We start from the raw sequence: 20,727 nt of genomic DNA, 5'->3' as shown, positions 1-20,727 counted from the left end.
ACTATACGGGGAGAGGATGCCGGCAGGCAGGTGAGGGGCAGCGCCGACATTCGCGAGCAACTCGCGACCTGAAGCAGGGGATATCCTCCACCGCATGATCCCGCCCCTGATCATATCAACGCTTTCTTAACCTTGTCCAAACCGGCTGTCAGGATTCGTCGGCATGCCGTTTTCCAGTCCTTGACATTCGAACAAAATTAGAACAAAATACGAACATAGCAACAACAGGAGAGAGTTATGAGCGATCTTGTTCAGGACGTCGTTTCGTTGGTGTGCATGAGTGCGTTTCTCGTTTCCATGGCCGTCTGGATCGGCGCCATGTGATTAGTCTGCGGTTCGCCGCAGTGTTTTGAGGCGGGCAGGAGGGCGTTGTGTTGTTAAGCCTTTCTTGCCGCCATGACGCTAGGGTGCCCTGTCAAGACAGGGAGCAAACGCCCAAGTGTCGCCGATCATCACGGCCCTTCTCGTGGCCGGCAATCTCGGACTGATTTTCCTTTTGATGACCGCGCCGCTCGGTTTGCGCACGGTGAGGCTCAGCCGCGTGGTTGCCATGGACCGGCAGCGCCTCTGGCAGGCGCTGTGGCCGCTCGGCAGCGACGCCGGCTGGTCTGGCGAGATACTCTCGGCCGAGCCGTTGGACGGGCAGGGTACGACCCGCATCATGCTGTCCTGGGAAGGCCGCGACGGCCAGCCGATCGAGCGCAGGTCGCGCTTCGAAGACGTCGTCGAAGGCAGTCGGTTTTCGATGCGCGTCATCGAGGATACCGCGCTCGATGCTTCGTTCTGGAAGGATTTTTACGAGACCACCGAACTCGTCTCGGAAGGTGCTGCCACGCGTGTGACGCTCAGCCAGACCGACCGCTATCACGGCGTCGCCTTCCTGGTGTTCCGCTACTTCGCCATGCGCCGCGAGCTCGGTAAGCTGCAGATCTGGGCGAGGACCGGACAGTATCGCAAAGGCGGCTGGTTCGAGCATCCGCTGAGCCAGGTCGGCTTTGCCATTCTGTCGGCCTTCATTCTGTGGCCGTTCTTCGGGCTCAATCCCGGTGGCTTTGCGCTGGCCGCGATCCTGACCTCGGTGGTCGCCCTGCATGAACTCGGCCATATGGCGGCTTTCCGGCTCACCGGGCATCGCAAGGCGCGGATGATCTTCATCCCGCTGCTCGGCGGCATCGCTATTGGCGGGCGGCCCTATGACAGCCGGTTCGAGGTCGCCTTCGTGGCGCTGATGGGCGCCGGCTTTTCCGCTTTCCTGGTGCCGCTGCTGATCGTCACCAGCAGCTTCGCTTCTAGCGAGGGGCATCGGCCGGCCGCCGCCCTTCTGGCGACGCTCGCCGGCTTTGCCGCGCTGTTCAACATCGCCAATCTGGTGCCGGTGTGGAAATTCGACGGCGGCCAGGTGCTGCGCCAGATCTGCCCAGGCCCGATCGCGCTGGCGCTGGCTTCGTTCTGTTTGCTTTCGGCTTTGCTGGCGGTGGGCTGGTTCGCTGGTTTTTCCCAAGGCTTTCTGCTGGTGGCAGGCGCGGTCTTTGCCATTCTCAGCCTGCTGACCGTGGGCAGCGGGGTAAAGCCGCGCCACGAACTGAAGCCGATCGGCACCTTCGACCGTTTCGCCATGGCTGGCGCGCTATTGGCCGTCTTCGCCATTCATGGTTACGGCCTGCTGTGGGCCTCGGCCAAGCTTCTCTGAGCGTTTGATCGAGATGCGGCTTCAGCCGGCCTTGCGCGCCGGTTCGGCAGAAATAGCCTCGGCTGCCCCAAAAACATCCTCGAAGGCGGATTTCAGCGCCAGGTCGAAATCGGCCATGGTCACGGGCAGGCCGAGATCGACAAGGCTGGTGACGCCGTGGTCCGGCACGCCGCAGGGCACGATGCCGCTGAAATGGCTGAGATCCGGTTCGACATTGACGGCAATGCCGTGAAAGCTCACCCAGCGCCGCAACCGGATGCCGATGGCCGCGATCTTGTCCTCGGCCGGCGAGCCGTCGGGCAGGGAGGGACGATCGGGCCGCACCACCCAGACGCCGACGCGGTCCTCGCGGCGTTCGCCGCGCACGTTGAAGGCGGCGAGCGTGCCGATGATCCATTGTTCGAGCGCGGCGACGAAGGCGCGCACGTCCTCGCGCCGGCGCTTCAGGTCGAGCATGACGTAGGCGACCCGCTGGCCTGGCCCATGATAGGTGTATTCGCCGCCGCGTCCGGCCGCGAAGACCGGGAAACGGTCGGGGTCGATCAGGTCTTCGATACGGGCGCTGGTGCCGGCGGTGTAAAGCGGCGGGTGCTCGACCAGCCAGACCAACTCGGCGGCGGCACCGGTGCGGATCGCCTCGGCACGTGCTTCCATCAGGGCAAGCGCATCGGTGTAGCCGGTCAGGCCGGGCTCGATGCGCCATTCGACCGGTGCTGAGCCGGGCAAGGGCAGGAACGACGTGGCGATCTGGCTGCGTTCTGTCATGGCTTTTCGTTTTTCGCGCAATGCATGCCGGCTTCCGAAACCGCCTTGCGCTCTGGGGCGGAATGCATTTGCCCTTCATATGGCGGTATCCGGTTGAAACGTCCAGATATCAGCGCATTTCGGCCTTCCCGACTGTTATGCCAATTCCCGGCGATTATTGCGCACCGCGCCCTTGTTTCGCCGGAAACGATTTGCTACACGCCGCGAGCCGGTTCGTTCCGGCTCCTACCACGGGCGGTCGTGGCGGAATTGGTAGACGCGCAGCGTTGAGGTCGCTGTGGGGCAACCCGTGGAAGTTCGAGTCTTCTCGACCGCACCAACATCCGATCCATCGCGATCGGAATCGCCTAAATCCTAATGAGATCAGGTTGCGACGTCCTGCTGCTTGCGGCAGCCGCCGCGCGCTCCTAGGTCCCGATGGTGGATGCATCGCCATCAGCGCAGCTCATTTGCCCGGAAACGGCTTCCTGCCTTGTTGGGACGCTTCCCCATAACACTTTTTCTATGGAATTTGTAGAATTACGTTTTGAATGGGTCTCGGTACTGCTCGCAAGTCCTGGCGGCCTTCGCCTCCCTGAGTTGCGATCAGCGCTTTCGTAAGCAAGCAAGACAGCTCCCTGTGAAGGGGGTGTGCTCCCGCCGATCGCGCGCGGCCGGTAACGGCGGAGCATTGCCAGCAGCCCGCAGTCCAGAGGATAGAGGTTTTCCATGCCCAAACTTGCACCCGTAGAGCAGACCATTCCGGAAGCCGATATTGTCCCGCTTACGGGGCGTGTCGGCGCGGAAATCAGGAACATACGGCTTTCCGGCGATCTGCCGCAGCAGACGGTCTCAGCGATCAACCAGATCCTGTTGCGGCACAAGGTCGTCTTCTTCCGCGACCAGGCCCATCTCGATGATGTCGAGCAGGAGCGCTTCGCGCATCGTCTCGGCGACCTCGTGCCGCATCCGACCCAGGGTCCCGTCAAGGGAACGGCGTCCATTCTCGAGCTCGATTCGAGCCGTGGCGGCGGTCGCGCCGATCAGTGGCACACCGACGTCACCTTCGTTGACGCCTATCCGAAATTCTCCGTTCTTCGCGGCGTCGTCATACCGCCGGCCGGCGGCGACACCATCTGGTCGAACACCGCCGCCGCCTACCAGGACCTGCCCGAGCCATTGAAGCTGCTCGCGGACAATCTCTGGGCGGTTCACAGCAACGTCTACGACTACGCGGCGGTCCGGCCGCGTGCGAGCGCCGCGGAAAAGAAACACTTCGAGGAGGTCTTCACCTCGACGATCTACGAGACCGAGCATCCCGTTGTCCGCGTCCATCCCGAAACAGGCGAGCGCACACTGCTGCTCGGCAATTTCGTGCAACGGCTGATCGGTCTGTCCAAAAGCGATTCCGCGCGGCTCTACGAGGTGTTCCAGTCCTATGTCACCGCGCCGGAGAACACCGTCCGCTGGCGCTGGAGAGCCGGCGATGTGGCGATCTGGGACAACCGGGCCACGCAGCACTACGCAGTCAACGACTATGGCGATCAGCACCGGGTCGTGCGTCGCGCCACGGTCGACGGCGACATTCCCGTCAGCGTCGACGGCCGCCGCAGCGCCACCCGCACCAAGGTTGCGAAGCCCGCGACCGACAAGGCCGCCTGAGGCCTGGGTCGCCTGAGGCGCGGTTGAATTCGAGGGGGCCGCTGTTTAGGCGGCCTTCTTCATCCGCGACAGCGTATCGGCCACCACCTCGCCGAAGGAGGACGGCGTCGGCACGATGATGACGCCGGCTTCCTTCAGGATCTCCACCTTTTCCTGCGCCGACTCTCCGAAGGCCGAGATGATGGCGCCGGCGTGGCCCATGCGGCGGCCTTTCGGGGCGGAGAGGCCGGCGATATAGGCGATCAGCGGCTTGCGCATATTGTCACGCGCCCAGATCGCGGCTTCGGCTTCCTGCGGTCCGCCGATCTCGCCGATCATAACAACGGCGTCGGTATCGTCATCCTGTTCGAACAGTTTCAGCATGTCCTTGAAGGAGGAGCCGTTGATCGGATCGCCGCCGATGCCGACGCTGGTCGACACGCCGATGCCGAGCGCCTTCATCTGCGACGCGGCCTCGTAGCCGAGCGTGCCGGAGCGGCCGACAATGCCGACGCGGCCCGGCAGATAGATGCTGCCAGGCATGATGCCCATCAGCGCCTGTCCCGGCGTGATGACGCCGGCGCAGTTCGGGCCGATCAGCCGCATGCGGTCTTCGTAGCGGTAGCGCAGCATGTAGCGCTTGACCTGCATCATGTCCTGCGAGGGGATGCCGTCGGTGATGCAGACGCAGAGTTTAATGCCGGCGTCCGCCGCTTCCATGATCGAATCGGCGGCAAAGGGCGGCGGCACGAAGACGATGCTGGCCTCGGCGCGGGTCTCGCGCACCGCGCCCTTGACCGTGTTGAAGACGGGCAGCCCGAGATGCTTCTGGCCGCCCTTGCCGGGGGTGACGCCGCCGACCAGCTTGGTGCCGTAGCGTTTCATGTCGTCGGCGTGGAAGCTGCCGATCTTGCCGGTAAACCCTTGCACGATCACGCGGGTGCTGCGGTTGAGCAGAATTGCCATTGTCTCGACCTCCCTCAGGCTGCTTTTTTCTTGGTGGCCGCGCGCCAGGCGGCGACGGCTTTTTCGGCGGCTTCGGCCAGCGTGTCGGCAACGATCACCGCCTCGCCGGAATCGGCCAGGATGCGGCGTCCTTCCTCGGCCCTGGTGCCGGAAAGCCTGACCACCAGCGGCACGTTGACGCCGACCTCGCGGATCGCCTTGATGACGCCCTCGGCGACCCAGTCGCAGCGGTTGATGCCGGCGAAGATGTTGACCAGGATGGTCTCGACATTCTTGTCACCGAGCACGGCGCGGAAGGATTTCGCCACCCGTTCGGGCGAGGCGCCGCCGCCGATGTCGAGGAAGTTGGCCGGCTCGCCGCCGGCGATCTTGATCATGTCCATGGTCGCCATGGCGAGGCCGGCGCCATTGATGATGCAGCCTATATTGCCGTCGAGGCCGACATAGGAGAGGCCGCGGTCGCTGGCGAAGGTTTCGCGCGGGTCTTCCTGGCTCTTGTCGCGCAGCTCGGAGATTTCCGGGCGGCGGAACAGCGCGTTCTCGTCGAACGACATTTTTGCGTCGAGCGCGATCAGATTACCGTCGCGGGTCACCACCAGAGGATTGATCTCTAGCATCGAGGCGTCGTAGTCGCGGAACACCTGGTAGCAGCTGAAGATGGTTTCGGTCGCCTTGCCGATCAGATTGTGGTCGAGGCCGAGCCCGAAGGCGATTTCGCGCGCCTGAAAACGCTGCATGCCGACGCCGGGATCGACCGATGTGCGCAGGATGGAATTGGGCGCCTTTTCGACGATGTCCTCGATCTCCATGCCGCCGGCGGCCGAGGCCACGATCATGACGCGCTCTTCCTTGCGGTCGAGGACGAAACCGACATAGAGCTCCTGCGCGATATCGACGGCTTCCTCGAGGTAGAGGCGCGAAATAAGCTTGCCGCGCGGGCCGGTCTGCTGGGTCACCAGCTTGCGGCCGAGCATGGCCTCGGCGGCGTTGGAGATTTCCTCGTCATTGGCGCACAGCTTGATGCCGCCGGCCTTGCCGCGCGCGCCGGAATGCACCTGCGCCTTCAGCACCCATTTGGCGCCGCCGATCTCGCGCGCCCGGTAAGTTGCCTGCTCGGGGCTGTAGGCCAGCCCGCCGCGCGGCACATGCACGCCATGGCGCGCCAGCAGTTCCTTGGCCTGATATTCGTGAATGTCCATTTTATCCTCCCTGAACAGTCAATGCGTGGCGACGCGGGCATGGCCGGCGCGTTCGATGGCCTCGTTGACCACCAATACGTTCCTGGCCATGCGCTCCGACGCGGCGTCGATCATCTTGCCGTCGAGGGCTGCCGCTCCCTTGCCCTGCGCCTCCGCCTCCTTCAGCACTTCGAGGATGCGCCTGGCGCGGGTGACCTCTTTTTCCGGTGGCGAGAAGACGTCGTTGGCAAGCGCGATCTGCGAGGGGTGGATCGCCCATTTGCCCTCGATACCGAGCGCGGCGGCGCGCTTTGCGCCGGCGATATAGCCCTCCGGATCGGAGAAATCGCCGAACGGTCCGTCGATGGCGCGCAGGCCGTAGGCGCGGCAGGCAACGGTCATGCGCGACAAAGCGAAATGCCACTGGTCGCCGGGATAGTCGGGGTTGAGCCCGCCAATGTTGACGGTGCGCGCCTTGCAGCTGGCTGCATAGTCGGCGACACCGAAATGCATCGCTTCCAGCCGGCCGGGGGCCGCGGCAATCGCCTCGACATTGGCCATGCCGAGCGCTGTCTCGATCAGCGCCTCAAGGCCGACGCGGGTCTTGTAACCCTTGGCCATCTCGATCTGGTTGACCATGGCCTCGACCATATAGAGATCGGCCGGCACGCCGACCTTCGGCACCAAAATCGTGTCCAGCCGGTCGCCGGCCTGTTCCATGACGTCGACCACGTCGCGATACATGTAGTGGGTGTCGAGGCCGTTGATGCGCACCGAGACGGTCTTGCCCTTGGCGCGCCAGTCGATGTCGTTCAGCGCCTGGATGATGTTCTTGCGGGCGCGCTCCTTGTCGGGCGGCGCGACCGCGTCCTCGATGTCGAGGAAGATGAAGTCGGCGGCACTGTTCGCGGCCTTTTCGATCATCTCCGGGCTGGAACCGGGAACGGCAAGCTCGCTGCGCTGGAGCCTCAGTTTCTTCAGATGGTTGATGGTGTGGCTCATAGTCGGCTCCCTCAGGCGGCTTCGGCGACCGGCACGGCGGGCGAGGTGCGGAAATGCTGGATGGCGGCGCCGACGCCGGAGCCGGGCGCCAGCCGCACGCCGCAGTCGAGCAGCGCCATTTCGGCTGCCGACAACGAGGCCAGCACCATCACCTCGTTCAGCCAGCCCAGATGGCCGATGCGGAAGACCTTGCCCATCACCTTGTTGAGGCCGCCGCCGAGCGACGTCTGGTATTTCTGGTAGGCGCGCTTGACGACATCGCCGCTGTCTATGCCTTCGGGAACCAGGATGGCGCTAACCGTATCGGAATGCCATTTCGGCGCCTTGGCGCAGAGTTTCAGGCCCCAGGCGTCGACCGCCTTGCGCACGCCTTCAGCGAGGCGGTGGTGACGGGCGAAGATGTTGTCCAGCCCTTCCTCGGTGATCAGGTCGAGCGAGGCGCGCAGGCCGCGTAAGAGCTGCGTAGCCGGGGTATAAGGAAAATAGCCGGCATCGTTGGCGCGGATCATGTCCTCGAAGGAGAAAAAGCAGCGCCGGTGGGTGGCGCTCCTCGAAGCGACGAGCGCCTTCTTGCTGACCGAGAGGAAGCCGAGGCCGGCGGGCAGCATAAAACCCTTCTGCGAGCCGCTGACGGCGCAGTCGACGCCCCATTCTTCCTGGCGGAAGTCGATCGAGCCGATCGACGAAACGCCGTCGACGAAGAGCAAAGCAGGGTGGTTGGCGTCGTCGAGCACGGCGCGGCAGCCGGCGACGTCGCTGGTGACGCCGGTCGCCGTCTCGTTCTGGGTGCAGAACACTGCCTTGATGCGGTGCGCCTTGTCGGCCTTCAGCCGCTCGGCATAGAGTTCCAGCGGCACGCCGGTGCCCCATTCGCAGTCGATCACGTCGACCTCGAAACCGAGGCGCTCGGCCATGTCGACCCACAGATGCGAGAACTGGCCGAAGCGCGACATCAGCACGCGGTCGCCGGGGCTGAGCACATTGGTCATCGCCGCTTCCCAGGCGCCGGTGCCGGAGGAGGGGTAGATGAAGACGCGGCCGGTCTCGTTCTTGAACACCTTCTTGATGTCTTCGAACAGCGGCAAGGTGAGATCGGGGAAGGATGCGGCGCGCATATCCTCCATCGGCAGGTTCATCGCCTGCCGGACCTGTTCGGGAATGTTGGTCGGTCCGGGAATGAAAAGATGGGTGAAACCGGCCATGTCGCGAACTCCTCCTGATCCAGCAAAGCGGTGATGGGGAGTTTCGTTTCGGCGGCTAATGGCAACAACACCTTGCCGGGTAACATCTTGCCGCGTGCGGGTGGGGGCGGCCTACCCGGTTGGCCTACCCGCGGCCTGTCGCTTGCCTACCCGAAAGGCTGCTTCTGGGTACGCCTCTCGCGCGCATAAAGTGCGACGGCCATCGCCCGGTTGCGGACGTCGAGCTTGTCGTAGAGATTCTTGAGGTGGTATTTCACCGTGTTCTCGGAAATCCCCGTCCGCGTTGCGATCTGCAAATTGGTCCAGCCGTCGGACAGCACCGCCAGCAGCTCGCGCTCGCGCACGGTGAGCTGCGACAAGGGCGTGTCGTTGACCTTGTTGATGTCGATGTAGGGGATGCAGATGCGGCCATGCGCGACGGCCAGGATCGTTTCGAAGATGATCGACGGGTCGTCGAACTGGAAGCAGTAGCCCTGGGCACCGAGCCGCACGCACTGCTTCAGAATGCCGATGTCATGGTCGTTGGAGAACACCGCGATGCGCACGCCGAGCTTGCGGCTGTGAACCTCGGCCAGCACATCGGCGCCGTCCATGTCAGCGAGCTTCCAGCCGATGACGGCGACGTCGAATTCGCCTTCCGCTGCCAGCTCCAGGAAATGCCTGCCGCTTTGCACGCAGGCCAGGAGCTCGAACCGCCCGTCGCAGTCCAGCATTTCGCGCAGCGCCGATATCACGAGCGGATTGCGTTCGGCGACGACCACGCGCACGCGCCGTTCCTCGATTGCCTTCACTGTCTGTGACCTGATCTTCAAGAGCTTCCGGCTGTTCTGGTTGTGGCCTGGGCGGGTCCGGCCATTGCCTGGACCTGCATCATGACAATTCTGCCCCAACCGTGCGGGGGTGCTCTTTCCCCAGCGACATGCGCTGTCGCGCTGCCTTAAGCCGGAACGCATCCTGTTTTGATGAAATCCACCGGCTTTGCGCCTGGTGACACCATCGCATCGGCGCAAACCGGCGCCGACGGCCAAGCGGGCATTTCGCTTGAAATTCCCGTGCGTTAGAGCGACAGCTTGCGTTGTCGAATCGTGTTGCGGCCCTATCTACTTTTGTTTGAGCGCCGGACCCAAAACCGGTTTCCAGTTTTCAAGATCATGGTCTAGACCTGACGGACACCTTTTCCCAAGAGATGATGGCGGGAGGCGCTGGTGGAAAGCCAGGACGAACAAACGAGCGGCGCCAAAGCCACTGACGACGCCCACGCCGACATCTATGGCGAGGACGGCGCCGTGCTGTCGTCGTTCCTGGCCCAGATCGGTGCTGCCATTGCCGATCGCGACACGCTGACGCTGAAGCGCGAAGTCGACGACCTGCACCAGTCCGAACTCGGCGACCTGCTCGAAGCGCTGCATCCCGAACAGCGCCGCGCTTTGGTCGAACTGCTTGGCGCCGATTTCGACTTTTCTGCGCTGACCGAGGTCGACGAGGCGATCCGCCGCGATATCGTCGACAACATGCCCAATGCGCAGATTGCCCAGGGCATGCAGGACCTCGATTCCGACGACGCGGTCTACATTCTCGAAGACCTCGAGAAGGAAGACCAGGACGAGATCCTGTCGCAGCTGCCGTTCACCGAGCGGATCAGGCTGCGCCGTTCGCTCGACTACCCGGAAGAGACGGCCGGTCGCCGCATGCAGACCGAGTTTGTCGCGGTGCCGCCGTTCTGGACCATTGGCCAGACCATAGACTACATGCGCGAAGACAAGAACCTGCCCGAGCGCTTCAGCCAGATCTTCGTCATCGATCCGAGCTTCAAGCTGCTCGGCGCCATCGACCTCGACCAGATCCTGCGCACCAAGCGCGCGACCAAGGTCGGGGAGGTCATGCATGAGACCAGGCATGCCATTCCGGCCACCATGGACCAGGAAGAGGCGGCACGGGAATTCGAGCAATACGATCTTCTCTCCGCCGCTGTCGTCGACGAGAACGAGCGGCTGGTCGGCGTGCTGACCATCGACGACGTCGTCGACGTCATCCAGCAGGAGGCCGAGGAAGATCTGCTGCGCATGGGCGGCGTCGGCGACGAAGAGCTGTCCGACAGCATTCTGTCGACCTCGCGCTCGCGCGTTCCCTGGCTGCTGGTCAATTTGTTGACGGCGTTCCTCGCGGCTTCGGTGATCGGGCTGTTCGACCGCACCATCGAGCATATCGTGGCGCTGGCCGTGCTGATGCCGATCGTAGCCGGCATGGGCGGCAATGCGGGGTCGCAGACCATGACCGTCACGGTGCGGGCGCTGGCGACGAAAGACCTCGACATCTACAATGCCGGCCGCATCATCCGCCGCGAGATGGGCGTGGGCTCCATCAACGGCATCATTTTCGCGGTGCTGATCGGCATCGTCGCGGCGGCGTGGTTCCGCGATCCCAATCTGGGCGGCATCATCGCGGCCGCAATGATCATCAACATGTTCGTGGCAGCCCTTGCCGGCATCCTGATCCCGCTGCTGCTCGACCGGTTCAAGATCGATCCGGCGGTGGCGTCGGCGGTTTTCGTCACCACGGTCACCGATGTCGTCGGCTTCTTTGCCTTTCTCGGGCTCGCCACCTGGTGGTTCGCCGTCCCCTGACGAAACAGGGCATGGTGCTGTCAATTGACTTTTACGTAAATGCCGTGCGACGCTGCGTCGGGGCTTCCTGCCGAATCCGGTATGGAGCGGGTTGATCGGAATTGGGGGAGGTGGCGCGCTGGCGGCCGCTGACTCATGTTCCGGCATTTGGAGCAATGATGCGGGAATATTATACGATCACCGAGCTGACGCGCGAATTCGATGTGTCGACGCGCACACTGCGCTTTTACGAGGATGAGGGGCTGGTGCAACCGGTGCGGCGCGGCCGCACCAGGCTGTTTCGCCCTTCGGACCGGCATCTGATCCGCCAGATCATGCGCGGAAAACGGCTCGGCTTCTCGATCAACGAGATCCGCGAAATCATCCAGATGTACAAGGAGCCGCCCGGCGAGGTCGGTCAACTCAACCTAATGATCAAGCGCATCGAGGAAAAGCGCGAGGATTTGCGCCAGAAGCGGCGCGACCTTGAGGAGACGCTGGCGGAGCTCGACCAGGCGGAGGAGTCTTGTGTCGAGCGGTTGGTGGAACTGGGGGTTAATACCTGAGGGTCGCTGCGCAGGCTATTGGTTCAAACTTCCGAAGGTCGGTGCTGCCCCTCATCCCCCTGCCGGGACCTTCTCCCCGTATAGTGACGGGGAGAAGGGGCTGAACGAGGCGCCGGCGCTTTTCTGCAACGCAGACAATTGGCGAAACCTTCAGCCAAAGGGCCCTTTCTCCCCGTCACTATACGGGGAGAAATGTCCGGCAGGACAATGAGGGGCAGCGCTAACGTTCGCTGAATTATCAATCCGAACTCGAGCGATCGCCTTTGGTCCGCGAGCCGCTCCGCCTCAGATCCAGCGCCTGACTCGCTTCGCGTAGTCGCGGTACTTCTTGCCGAATTTGGCGGCCAGAACTTTTTCCTCTTTTTCGATCGCGACCTTTTGGGTGGCGAAGGCTGCGATCAGGGCCAGCGGCAGGAACCATACGATCCCTGAAACGAAGGCGACGCCGATGAGCATCAGCGTGTTGGCGAGATACATCGGGTTGCGGGTGACGCCGAACGGGCCTGACGTCACCAGATGCTCCGGCACGCCATTGGGATTCATCGTGGTCCTGGCGCGCATCATGGCGCGGATGGCGGTGAACCAGAGCGCGGCGACGGCAAACAGCACCACAAAGCCGGCCGCGAACAGGAGGTCGCCGAGGAGGTCGCCGATCCAGGGCAGCGGATAGAAGAGGCCAAGCACGATGCTGATGGCGATGGCGGCGCAGTAGATCAGCGGCGGCCAGGGAATCAGCCCTGATTTCGATGGCCCAGCTTTTGCCGGCAGCTTGTCGGTCATTTTTGCCCTCCCTGCGTCATCGGGCTCTCGTCCGTTTTGGCGGTGCAGATGCCGGCGAGTTCGCTCAGATGCGCCTTGAACTCCGGGGTCTGGTCGCCATTGTAGAGCCGGTCGAATGCCGCCTCGCCTTGCAGCGTGTCCAGCATGCACACACAATAGCTGGCGCAGAACGCCGTGTCGCGCTGCTGTTCGCAGGATACCTGGCATTCCTTGAGGAAGACCACTTCCCGTGTCTCGACCGGCGCCGGCAAGATTTGCGAGAACAGCCAGACACAGCCGAACAGCAGCGGCTGGTGGATCAGGTAGAACGCCAGGCTGTGGCGGCCGATGAAGGTGAACGGCTTGGCCCAGCTTCCAGGCGTCAGCGTCGCCAGCCGCGCCAGAACGCCGGTGGTGGACGCTAGTTTCGCCGCGGCGATACCGACAAGCACGGCGCCGAACCAGGGAAACAGCGGCACATAATCGTTGGAGCGCGGGTTGATCGCCGACAGGCCGACCCACCACAGCGCCGGATGATCGAAGGCCTCGGATCGGAGATAGAGGGGCGCTGCGATCACCACTGCCGCCACGACAAGCGTCAGCAGCGCTGGCAGCCGCAGGAACAAAAGGCCAAGCAGGCTGGCCAGCGCGATCTCGTGCAGGATGCCGAAGAAGATGAAGCTGCCCGGCGTGATGAAATACGTGACGCCGGATATGGCGGCCGCCGCCACGGCGACCATGGCAAAGCGTTTCCAGAAGCCGTTCCAGCGGATCCGCTTTCCGTGGGCGAGAAACAGGCTGACGCCGACCAGGAACAGGAAAGTCGAGGCGATGCAGCGCGCATAGATCTTCCACCAGCCGAAGGCGGTGAGGCCGGGATCGGTGTAGTGGAAATTTTCGAGATCCCAGGTGAAGTGATAGCTGGCCATGGCGATCAGCGCGACGCCGCGTAGGACGTCGATGGCGACGATGCGCTTCGGTTGATCCGGAACAGGTGCGATCGGCGTTTGGATGCTCATGGTCTCGTAATCTGATTCAGCCCCTGAAGACGACTATCACGGTTGCACCGGACAAAAGAAGGCCGTGCGCGCAGGCATCGCTCGCGTCGCGGCTGCATGAGAAAGCGCTTTAGGCCAGAGCCGGAAAGGCTTTGGCCGAATTCGCTTTTTGCCGCCACTGGTCTATTCGGTGGTGCTGGCGTTTTTCGGCCTGGGCTCGGTTTTCGTCACGCTCGGCCTGCTGGCCGCGGCCTGCGGCTTTGTCACCTGGCGCTATCTGCCGAAGTCGCTTTGATCAGAGCGCCGCGTGGCGCTCGCGCACCCAGTTGTGGAAGCGGTGCAGGTCGTACTCCTCGGGCATCAGCACGCCCGCTTGGTGGCGCATCGAGCGCAGGCCTTTCTGGTTGACCTCGCAGATCGCGGCATCCTCCTCCAGCACCTGGGTGCCGAAGGCGACGACATTGTCGATGTCGGTCTGAGCCAGCGCTTCGGGTGCGAACAGCCACTCCGCGGTGAGCTCGGTCTGCTCCGGGCCGAGCGGTGTGAGCCGTACGGTTCGGACATAGTCGACATGGCCGACGATGAACATCGACGGCAGATTGGTGGCATAGGTCTGGCCAGCCGCGCGTTCGGCCGGTGTCAGGCCGGAGAAGACCGGGCCATGGACGTGGCCGTCGCGCGACCAGGTCTCGGCGCCGGCGCGCAAGCCGCCGGAAAACTCCGGCGCGTCATTGTCGGCATGGCGAACCCAGTCGGGGTCGTCGTGCCGGCTCATCAGGCCGCGTCCGTAGATCGGCACCAGCCTCGACAGGTCCTTGTGGACGCCGGGGCAGTGCAGGCACTCGTTGAAGTTCTCCCAAAAGATCTTCCAGTTGCAATTCATCACCTTGCGCAGGACATGGCTTGATACCAGCGTTTCCAGCGGCCAGTTGCCGAGGTTGCCGGATGCCGGATCGAAGGATGACGCAGCCGTACCGTCGACGCTTTCAGCAAGGTTGATGAAGACAAAGCCGCGCCACACCGAGAGCGCCACCCGATAGAGCGGATGATCGGCCTTGTCGAAACCGTCGGGCAGCGATTTCGAGGGAACACGCACCAGATCGCCGCGCAGCGAATAGGACCAGGCGTGGTAGGGGCAGGTGATGAGCCGTGCCTTCAGCCGGCCCTCGCTCTCCTGGCAAAGCTGCGAGCCGCGATGCCGGCAAGTGTTGTGGAAGGCGCGCAGTTCGCCGGTGTCGTCGCGCAGCACGACGATTTCCTGCGTGCCGACGCGGAATGTCCTGAACGCCAAAGGCTGGGCAAGGTCGGCCTCGCGGCAGACGAGGAGCCAGTTTTTGTACCAGATGGCGTCGAGATCGCGCTGGTAGGCGCCGGCGTCCCAATAGGCCGAGGACGGCAGCGTCGGCTCTAGCCGGGTCAGGCCATTATAGGGATCGCGCTCGCTCGGGCTGGGTTGCATGGTCGGCTTCCTCTAGGGATACGCCAGCCGACACCCCGGCAAAACGTTTGTCAATCACGGCCGACATTGCCGGTTGCGGGCGTGGCGCATAATCATGTCGTGACAAGGGGGATTCGGAAAATTGGCCGCACGACAAATGTCGCTTACGCCGGAGCTGGTCGCGCGCTGCTGGCGCGAGATCAGGGACCCCGGGCCGGATCCGGACGCGATGCATCTGGATGACAGCGACTACGATGCGCTGCTGGATGAATTGCAGGCCGAGCTCCCTGACAGCGAACCGCTGTGGCTGTTCGGCTATGGCTCGCTGATCTGGAAACCGGAAATCGATCATGTCGAGGAGCGTGTTGCGCTGGCGCGCGGCTGGCACCGCTCCTTTTGCATGAACATGACGCGCTGGCGGGGCACCAAGGAAAGCCCTGGCCTGATGATGGCGCTCGACAGTGGCGGCCAATGCAAAGGCGTCGCCTTCCGGCTGGCCGACGACAACCGGCGAGAGCAGTTGGGCCGACTTTTCCGGCGCGAAGTCACGCTGAAGCCGACAAGCTACCGGCCGCGCATGCTGAAGCTTGCAAGCGAGGCCGGCCCGCTCAGGGCGCTGGCTTTCGTCATCAACCGCAACGGCCTGACCTATTCCGGCCCGCTCGACGAGGCGAAGGTCGTCGACAGGCTGGCCACATCCTGCGGGCACTGGGGGTCGGGCGCCGACTATCTCTACAACACGGTGAAGAATCTGGAGGAGCGCGGCATTCACGACCGCCATCTCTGGCGGCTGCAGCGGCTGGTTGCCGAGCGGATCACCGCCGTGAACCCGTAACGCTGCATGGCGCATTCGCGCTGTTTGCCGGCGGAATTTGGTTTGCCGGATGCGGCTGTTTCAGCCTATAGTCATGCATGTCGTCGGTTCCGTTAGGGACCAAGAGGGAATGCGGTGAGGGCTGACTTGTTGCCCAATGCCGTGGCTGCCCCCGCAACTGTGTGCGGTAGTCCTCTCCAAGCCACTGAGGATTTTTCTTCGGGAAGGTGGGGAAGGGCGCTGATCCGCGAGCCAGGAGACCTGCCGGCGACAGGGAACTGACTTCGATGCCCTCGGGTGGAGGGCGAAAGGACAAGATATGAATACCGCTTCCGTCTCCCTCGGCACTTCCGTCTCCTCGCAGTCGCGCTTCATGCAGCTCGTGCTTAGCGCGTTTCTGGGCATTTTCGTCATCGGCGTTGTCGGCTTCTCGCATATCGATGCGGTTCACAATGCCGCGCATGACTATCGCCATTCGATGGCGTTTCCCTGCCACTGACGAGGATCTGACATCATGAACCTGTTTCGCAACGTCGTGTTCGTCGCGGCGATTGCCGGGCTCGTGGCCGGCGTCGTTCTCGCCTGCATGCAGGCCTATGCCACCGTGCCGCTCATCCTGAAGGCGGAAGTCTACGAACAGGCCGGCGGTGGCCATCAACATGAGCATGCCGCAGCGCCTGCCGCCAACGCTACGGACACCAATGCCATGAGCACCGCCGCGCCGGCGGAAAATGCCATGAGCAGCGCAGCATCCGCACCGGCTGAAGCAGCCGCACCGGCTGAGGACGAAGGCTGGGCGCCGGCCGACGGCTTCGAGCGCTTCGCCTTCAGCGTGCTGGCCAATATCGTCACCGGCATCGGTTTCGCGCTGGTCCTGGTGGCGGTTTCCGAATTCGCCGGAGGCATCGGCAACTGGCGCCAGGGCATATTCTGGGGCCTGGCCGGCTTTGCTGTGTTCACGCTCGCCCCGGGCCTCGGCCTGCCGCCGGAACTGCCGGCGATGCCGGCGGCCGATCTCACCCAGCGCCAGATCTGGTGGTGGGCAACGGTGGCGGCGACCGCGGCCGGTCTCGGCCTGATCGCCTTCCGCAAATCGCTGCCGCTGGCGATCCTTGCGGTGGCCCTGATCGTGGCGCCGCATGTCGTCGGCGCGCCGCAGCCGGACAACTACGTGACGTCGATCCCCGAAGGCCTGCATCACCAGTTCGTGGTGGCGGTGACGGTGACCAATCTGGTGTTCTGGCTGGTGCTCGGCGCGGTTGTCGGCGTGGTGCGCGGACGCTTTACCGGTACGGCGACCAGCCTGCGCGACAGCTTTGCCTGATCGCAGTTTGACCTTCATCATCGGCGGTGCGCGCTCCGGCAAGAGCGCGCATGCCGAAACCTTGGCGACGGCGCTACCGCCGCCATGGGTCTATATCGCCACCGCTGAAGCCTATGACGATGAGATGCGTGAGCGCATCGCGCAACACAGGTCGCGGCGCGGCGAGGGCTGGGCGACCATCGATGCGCCGCTCGATCTTGCCGGTGCGCTCAAGGCCTTGCCCGACAACCAGCCGGTGCTTGTCGATTGCCTGACGCTGTGGCTGACCAATCATATGCTCGCCGAGCATGATCTCGCGGTGGAATGCCGGCGGCTCGCCGATGTGCTGTCGCAGCCGCGCGGACCGTGGTTCGTGGTCTCCAACGAAGTCGGGCAAGGCATCGTGCCCGACAATGCGCTGGCACGCCGGTTCCGCGACGCTGCCGGGCGACTCAACCAGCAGGTCGCGGCAATTGCCGATACGGTGCTATTGATGGTGGCGGGGCTGCCACTCAAGGTGAAATAATGACCGACATCGACGCAAAAGACGAGGAACGCCACCGCGCCAAGATGGCCAAGCGCAAGGCGGTGCAGGACGCCGAGGTTGCCGAAAAAACGGTCGAGAAGGGCCTCTTGATCGTCAACACCGGACCCGGCAAGGGCAAGACCACTGCCGCCTTCGGCCTGGCGCTGCGCATGCTCGGCTATGGCAAGCGCGTCGGCGTCGTGCAGTTCATCAAGGGCAAATGGCACACCGGCGAAAAGGATGCCTTCGCGGCGTTCGGCGACCGCGTCGTCTGGCACACGATGGGCGAAGGTTTCACCTGGGAAACGCAGGATCTGAAGCGCGACATCGCGGCGGCCGAAGCGGCCTGGGCCAAGGCGCTGGAGTTGATCGCCGATCCGTCCATCAGCCTTGTCGTGCTGGACGAACTGAACATCGCGCTGCGCTACGACTATCTCGATCTCGACAAGGTCGTGGCGGCCCTAAAGGCGCGGCGCGAAGGCCTGCATGTCGTCGTCACCGGCCGCAACGCCAAGCCGGCGCTGGTCGAGGCAGCGGATCTTGTCACCGAGATGGTCGTGACCAAGCATCATTTTTCTGCGGGGGTTAAGGCGCAGCAGGGGATCGAGTTTTGAGCCGGGTTACCCTCCCCCTTGTGGGGAGGGTCGATCCGCGAAGCGGATCGGGGTGGGGGTTCTCGTAGGGCGCTGTCCCCCACCCCGGCGCTTCGCGCCGACCCTCCCCAAGGGGGAGGTGAACGAAGGGGAGGGTGAAGCTCTCAGAACGTCATCGCGATCAGCGCCGCCGAGAGCAACCCGAACATCGCGATCAGCAGATAGTCGGCGACCTGGTAGAGTTTCAACGCCCGCCTGATGTCCAGGCTCTCCGCCTCGCGACGGCCGCCTTCGCCCATGAACGCATCCTCGACGACAACGCCGCCATAGCTGCGCGGTCCCGCCAATGCCAGGCCGAGCGCGCCGGCCATCGCTGCCTCCGGCCAACCGGCATTGGGCGAGCGGTGCTTTTTGGCGTCGCGCCGCACCGCTTTCCAGGCGTTGCGGGGATCGGCGCCGTCGACAAGAAAGGCCGCGGCAACGATCAGCAGTGCGGTCAGCCGGGAGGCCGGCAGGTTAATCCAGTCGTCGAAGCGTGCCGCTGCCCGGCCGAAGGCCTCGTGGCGCGGCGTGCGATGGCCGATCATCGAATCGGCGGTGTTGGCGGCTTTGTAGGCGACGCCGCCGGCCAAGCCGCAGACGCCGGTCCAGAAGGCGGGCGCGACGATGCCGTCGGAAAAATTCTCGGCCAGGCTTTCGATCGCGGCGCGGCTGACGCCGGCGTGGTCGAGCTTTTCGGGGTCGCGGCCGACGATGCGCGCGACGGCAATACGGCCGAGCGCCAGCCCGCCGGTGTCCAGCGCGTCGGCCACGGCCTCGACATGTTCGGTGAGGCTCTTCTGCGACAGCAGTGACGAGGCCAGGATCGCCGTGATGATCATCCCGGCAGGAAAGAGCTGCCACAGCAGGACTTGCACGATGAGGGCGATCAGCGCAGGCACCAGCACGATCACCAGCAGCGCCTGCATGCCGCGGCGACGACGCTGCGCGTCGGAATCAGTGTCGCGGTTGAGCCGGAGGTCGAGAAAGGCTATCAGCCTGCCGAACCAGGTGACGGGATGGCCAACGGCACGGAACAGCCAGTCCGGGTAGCCCAGGATGCGTTCGATGGCCAGCGACAGGAAAGCGATCAGGACCGACATGAAGCTTTCTGATGGAGCGATTGCTGCGGTGGATCACGGTGGATCCCTTGGCCGGGCGAGCGCGCTCTTCCCCCACGCGCCACAGCCTTTCGTCGATCTCTCGACAGGTATCAATCCGCACTCCTACCCGCTTTTCGATCTGCCCGCCACCGCTCTGTCGCGATTGCCAGAAGCGGCGCGTCTGCAGGAACTGGCTAAGGTCGCCGCCGATGCCTATGGCGCGCCGTCGGCGGTGCATGTTGCAGCAGCCCCGGGCACGCAGATCCTGTTGCCGCGCGTCGCCTCGCTGGTGAGCCCCGGCCGGGCGTTGGTGCTGGGGCCGACCTATGCCGAGCATGCCAGAGCAGCCGCGATCGCCGGCCATGCGGTGGCGGAGGTCGAGGATGTCGAGGCGCTTGCCGCAGCTGACCTTGCCATTGTCGTCAATCCCAACAATCCGGACGGGCGGGTCGTTTCGCGGGAAAGGCTGTTTCGGCTTGCCGGAGAGTTGCGCGCCAAGGGCGGGCTGCTGGTGGTCGACGAAGCCTTCATGGATGTCGGCCCGCACGTGGAAAGCCTGGCCGGCGATGTCGGGCAGGGCGGCATCGTCGTGCTGCGCTCCTTCGGCAAGTTCTTTGGCCTTGCCGGCGTGCGGCTCGGTTTTGCGCTTTCCGACACGCTGACGGTCGAAAGGCTGGAGACGCAATTCGGACCTTGGGCCGTCGCCGGTCCGGCACTGGAGTACGGCATCCGCGCGCTTGCCGACAGCGGCTGGCAGGCCGACATGCGCCGCCTGCTGGCCGAGGATGCCGCGCGACTCGACGCGCTGTTCGGTCGGTTTGGCATTCCCGTCGCCGGCGGCACGACGCTGTTTCGCTATCTTCAGATGTCGGACGCGGCCGGGCTGTTTTCGGCGCTCGGCGAGCGCGGCATCCTGCTCCGGCATTTTTCCGACCGCCCGCAGGTGCTGCGCGCGGGACTGCCTGGACGTCAGGAGGAATGGCAGCGGCTCGAATCGGCGCTTGCCGGCTGGGACGCACGGCGCGACGATAGCGCCAGGGAGATCGCGCGATGATCCATGTCTGTTCGCTGTCCAAGCTCGAGGAGACGGTGGCCAGAAGCGGCGCCGAGCGCGTGCTGTCGCTGCTTGCCGCCGGCACCGAGGTGATGCGGCCGGCCTCGATTGCGCGGGAAAACCACCTGCATCTGGTCATGCACGATATCGCGGTGGCGCAGGACGGCATGACCATGCCGGGCGAAGACCATGTGCGCAATCTGCTCGATTTTGCCCGCAAATGGGATCGCGCCAAGCCGATGGTCGTGCACTGCTACGCCGGCATCAGCCGCTCGACCGCCTCGGCCTATATCATTGCGGCAGCGCTGGCGCCGAAGCGCGACGAGGCGGAACTGGCGCAGACATTGCGGAAGCTTTCGCCCTCGGCGACGCCCAATCCGCGGCTGATCGCGGTAGCCGATACGTTGCTCTCCCGCCAAGGCCGCATGATCGAAGCGATCGAAGCGATCGGACGTGGCGCCGACGCTTTTGAGGGCACGCCGTTTGTGGTCAAGATCGACGTCTGAGC

22 protein-coding genes, 1 tRNA gene and 1 riboswitch are annotated in these 20,727 nt (G+C 64.1%); of the genes, 13 read left to right on the top strand and 10 right to left on the bottom strand.

Going from position 1 to position 20,727, the window contains the following annotated elements; all coding sequences use genetic code 11:
• Positions 1-439: 439 nt before the first annotated feature.
• Positions 440-1,690: a site-2 protease family protein gene (locus JQK88_RS12850; protein ID WP_203278477.1), complete on the top strand. Its 1,251-nt coding sequence runs from the start codon at positions 440-442 to the stop codon at positions 1,688-1,690.
• 21 nt (positions 1,691-1,711) lie between these two features.
• On the opposite strand, the gene lipB is transcribed toward JQK88_RS12850, so the two are convergent.
• Positions 1,712-2,455, bottom strand: coding sequence for a lipoyl(octanoyl) transferase LipB (gene lipB / locus JQK88_RS12845; RefSeq protein ID WP_203278476.1), 744 nt, complete (start codon positions 2,453-2,455; stop codon positions 1,712-1,714).
• A gap of 234 nt (positions 2,456-2,689) precedes the next feature.
• On the opposite strand from lipB, the gene JQK88_RS12840 reads away from it, so the two are divergent.
• Positions 2,690-2,774 (top strand) — tRNA-Leu (locus JQK88_RS12840).
• Between the two features lie 389 nt (positions 2,775-3,163).
• A complete protein-coding gene (locus JQK88_RS12835; protein ID WP_203278475.1) occupies positions 3,164-4,096 on the top strand; it encodes a TauD/TfdA dioxygenase family protein in 933 nt (310 codons plus the stop codon).
• A gap of 45 nt (positions 4,097-4,141) precedes the next feature.
• Here the strand turns inward: JQK88_RS12835 and sucD are convergent, their stop codons facing one another.
• From sucD to JQK88_RS12810, 5 genes are all read right to left on the bottom strand, one after another.
• Entirely contained in the window at positions 4,142-5,041 is a 900-nt protein-coding gene (gene sucD / locus JQK88_RS12830; protein WP_203278474.1) for a succinate--CoA ligase subunit alpha, read from the bottom strand.
• Between the two features lie 14 nt (positions 5,042-5,055).
• The gene (locus JQK88_RS12825; RefSeq protein ID WP_023827346.1) at positions 5,056-6,240 is read right to left on the bottom strand and encodes a malate--CoA ligase subunit beta; all 1,185 of its coding nucleotides are present in this window, start codon (positions 6,238-6,240) and stop codon (positions 5,056-5,058) included.
• 18 nt (positions 6,241-6,258) lie between these two features.
• On the bottom strand, positions 6,259-7,221 hold the full coding sequence (locus JQK88_RS12820) for an HpcH/HpaI aldolase/citrate lyase family protein (RefSeq protein ID WP_203278473.1): 963 nt from the start codon (positions 7,219-7,221) through the stop codon (positions 6,259-6,261).
• An 11-nt stretch (positions 7,222-7,232) separates the two neighbouring features.
• Positions 7,233-8,423: an aminotransferase class V-fold PLP-dependent enzyme gene (locus JQK88_RS12815; protein WP_203278472.1), complete on the bottom strand. Its 1,191-nt coding sequence runs from the start codon at positions 8,421-8,423 to the stop codon at positions 7,233-7,235.
• Positions 8,424-8,569: 146 nt separating this feature from the next.
• Positions 8,570-9,190 carry a response regulator transcription factor gene (locus JQK88_RS12810; RefSeq protein WP_203278520.1) on the bottom strand — a complete coding sequence of 207 codons (621 nt, stop codon included), beginning with the start codon at positions 9,188-9,190 and terminating at the stop codon, positions 8,570-8,572.
• A gap of 438 nt (positions 9,191-9,628) precedes the next feature.
• Here JQK88_RS12810 and mgtE point away from each other — a divergent pair, with 438 nt between their 5' ends.
• Positions 9,629-11,047, top strand: a complete 1,419-nt coding sequence (gene mgtE, locus JQK88_RS12805) for a magnesium transporter (protein WP_192257613.1) — start codon at positions 9,629-9,631, stop codon at positions 11,045-11,047.
• 158 nt (positions 11,048-11,205) lie between these two features.
• The gene (locus JQK88_RS12800; protein ID WP_112565167.1) at positions 11,206-11,592 is read left to right on the top strand and encodes a MerR family transcriptional regulator; all 387 of its coding nucleotides are present in this window, start codon (positions 11,206-11,208) and stop codon (positions 11,590-11,592) included.
• Between the two features lie 285 nt (positions 11,593-11,877).
• Here the strand turns inward: JQK88_RS12800 and JQK88_RS12795 are convergent, their stop codons facing one another.
• Both JQK88_RS12795 and JQK88_RS12790 read right to left on the bottom strand, forming a co-directional pair.
• Positions 11,878-12,372, bottom strand: coding sequence for a methyltransferase family protein (locus tag JQK88_RS12795; protein WP_192257611.1), 495 nt, complete (start codon positions 12,370-12,372; stop codon positions 11,878-11,880).
• A complete protein-coding gene (locus JQK88_RS12790) occupies positions 12,369-13,370 on the bottom strand; it encodes an acetyltransferase domain-containing protein (protein WP_192257609.1) in 1,002 nt (333 codons plus the stop codon). Before JQK88_RS12790 ends, JQK88_RS12795 begins: the two co-directional genes overlap by 4 nt.
• Positions 13,371-13,518: 148 nt before the next feature.
• On the opposite strand from JQK88_RS12790, the gene JQK88_RS36910 reads away from it, so the two are divergent.
• Positions 13,519-13,644 carry a hypothetical protein gene (locus tag JQK88_RS36910; protein ID WP_281401935.1) on the top strand — a complete coding sequence of 42 codons (126 nt, stop codon included), beginning with the start codon at positions 13,519-13,521 and terminating at the stop codon, positions 13,642-13,644.
• Here the strand turns inward: JQK88_RS36910 and JQK88_RS12780 are convergent, their stop codons facing one another.
• Complete coding sequence (locus tag JQK88_RS12780) at positions 13,645-14,808, bottom strand: aromatic ring-hydroxylating oxygenase subunit alpha (RefSeq protein ID WP_192257607.1); 1,164 nt, start codon at positions 14,806-14,808, stop codon at positions 13,645-13,647.
• Positions 14,809-14,929: 121 nt separating this feature from the next.
• On the opposite strand from JQK88_RS12780, the gene JQK88_RS12775 reads away from it, so the two are divergent.
• The 5 genes from JQK88_RS12775 to cobO all read left to right on the top strand — a co-directional run bounded on the left by JQK88_RS12775 (position 14,930) and on the right by cobO (position 18,044).
• Positions 14,930-15,622: a gamma-glutamylcyclotransferase gene (locus JQK88_RS12775; protein WP_192257605.1), complete on the top strand. Its 693-nt coding sequence runs from the start codon at positions 14,930-14,932 to the stop codon at positions 15,620-15,622.
• Positions 15,623-15,689: 67 nt separating this feature from the next.
• Positions 15,690-15,884: riboswitch (cobalamin riboswitch) on the top strand.
• A 36-nt stretch (positions 15,885-15,920) separates the two neighbouring features.
• Entirely contained in the window at positions 15,921-16,100 is a 180-nt protein-coding gene (locus JQK88_RS12770) for a CbtB domain-containing protein (protein ID WP_192257603.1), read from the top strand.
• Between the two features lie 15 nt (positions 16,101-16,115).
• On the top strand, positions 16,116-16,925 hold the full coding sequence (locus JQK88_RS12765; RefSeq protein WP_192257601.1) for a CbtA family protein: 810 nt from the start codon (positions 16,116-16,118) through the stop codon (positions 16,923-16,925).
• On the top strand, positions 16,918-17,430 hold the full coding sequence (gene cobU / locus JQK88_RS12760; RefSeq protein ID WP_192257599.1) for a bifunctional adenosylcobinamide kinase/adenosylcobinamide-phosphate guanylyltransferase: 513 nt from the start codon (positions 16,918-16,920) through the stop codon (positions 17,428-17,430). The genes JQK88_RS12765 and cobU overlap by 8 nt, the downstream gene beginning before the upstream one ends.
• On the top strand, positions 17,430-18,044 hold the full coding sequence (cobO, locus tag JQK88_RS12755) for a cob(I)yrinic acid a,c-diamide adenosyltransferase (protein ID WP_192257597.1): 615 nt from the start codon (positions 17,430-17,432) through the stop codon (positions 18,042-18,044). Before cobU ends, cobO begins: the two co-directional genes overlap by 1 nt.
• Before the next feature lie 143 nt (positions 18,045-18,187).
• Here the strand turns inward: cobO and cbiB are convergent, their stop codons facing one another.
• A complete protein-coding gene (gene cbiB, locus JQK88_RS12750) occupies positions 18,188-19,165 on the bottom strand; it encodes an adenosylcobinamide-phosphate synthase CbiB (RefSeq protein WP_192257595.1) in 978 nt (325 codons plus the stop codon).
• Here cbiB and cobD point away from each other — a divergent pair.
• Together cobD and JQK88_RS12740 are read left to right on the top strand one after the other, a co-directional pair.
• Positions 19,164-20,219, top strand: a complete 1,056-nt coding sequence (cobD, locus tag JQK88_RS12745; RefSeq protein ID WP_203278519.1) for a threonine-phosphate decarboxylase CobD — start codon at positions 19,164-19,166, stop codon at positions 20,217-20,219. The genes cbiB and cobD overlap by 2 nt on opposite strands.
• Positions 20,216-20,725 carry a tyrosine phosphatase family protein gene (locus tag JQK88_RS12740; RefSeq protein ID WP_203278471.1) on the top strand — a complete coding sequence of 170 codons (510 nt, stop codon included), beginning with the start codon at positions 20,216-20,218 and terminating at the stop codon, positions 20,723-20,725. The genes cobD and JQK88_RS12740 overlap by 4 nt, the downstream gene beginning before the upstream one ends.
• Positions 20,726-20,727: the final 2 nt, after the last annotated feature.

The organism is Mesorhizobium caraganae, from assembly GCF_016836705.1.
GTDB lineage: Bacteria > Pseudomonadota > Alphaproteobacteria > Rhizobiales > Rhizobiaceae > Mesorhizobium > Mesorhizobium caraganae.
This window is presented reverse-complemented; position numbering and strand designations above follow the sequence as displayed.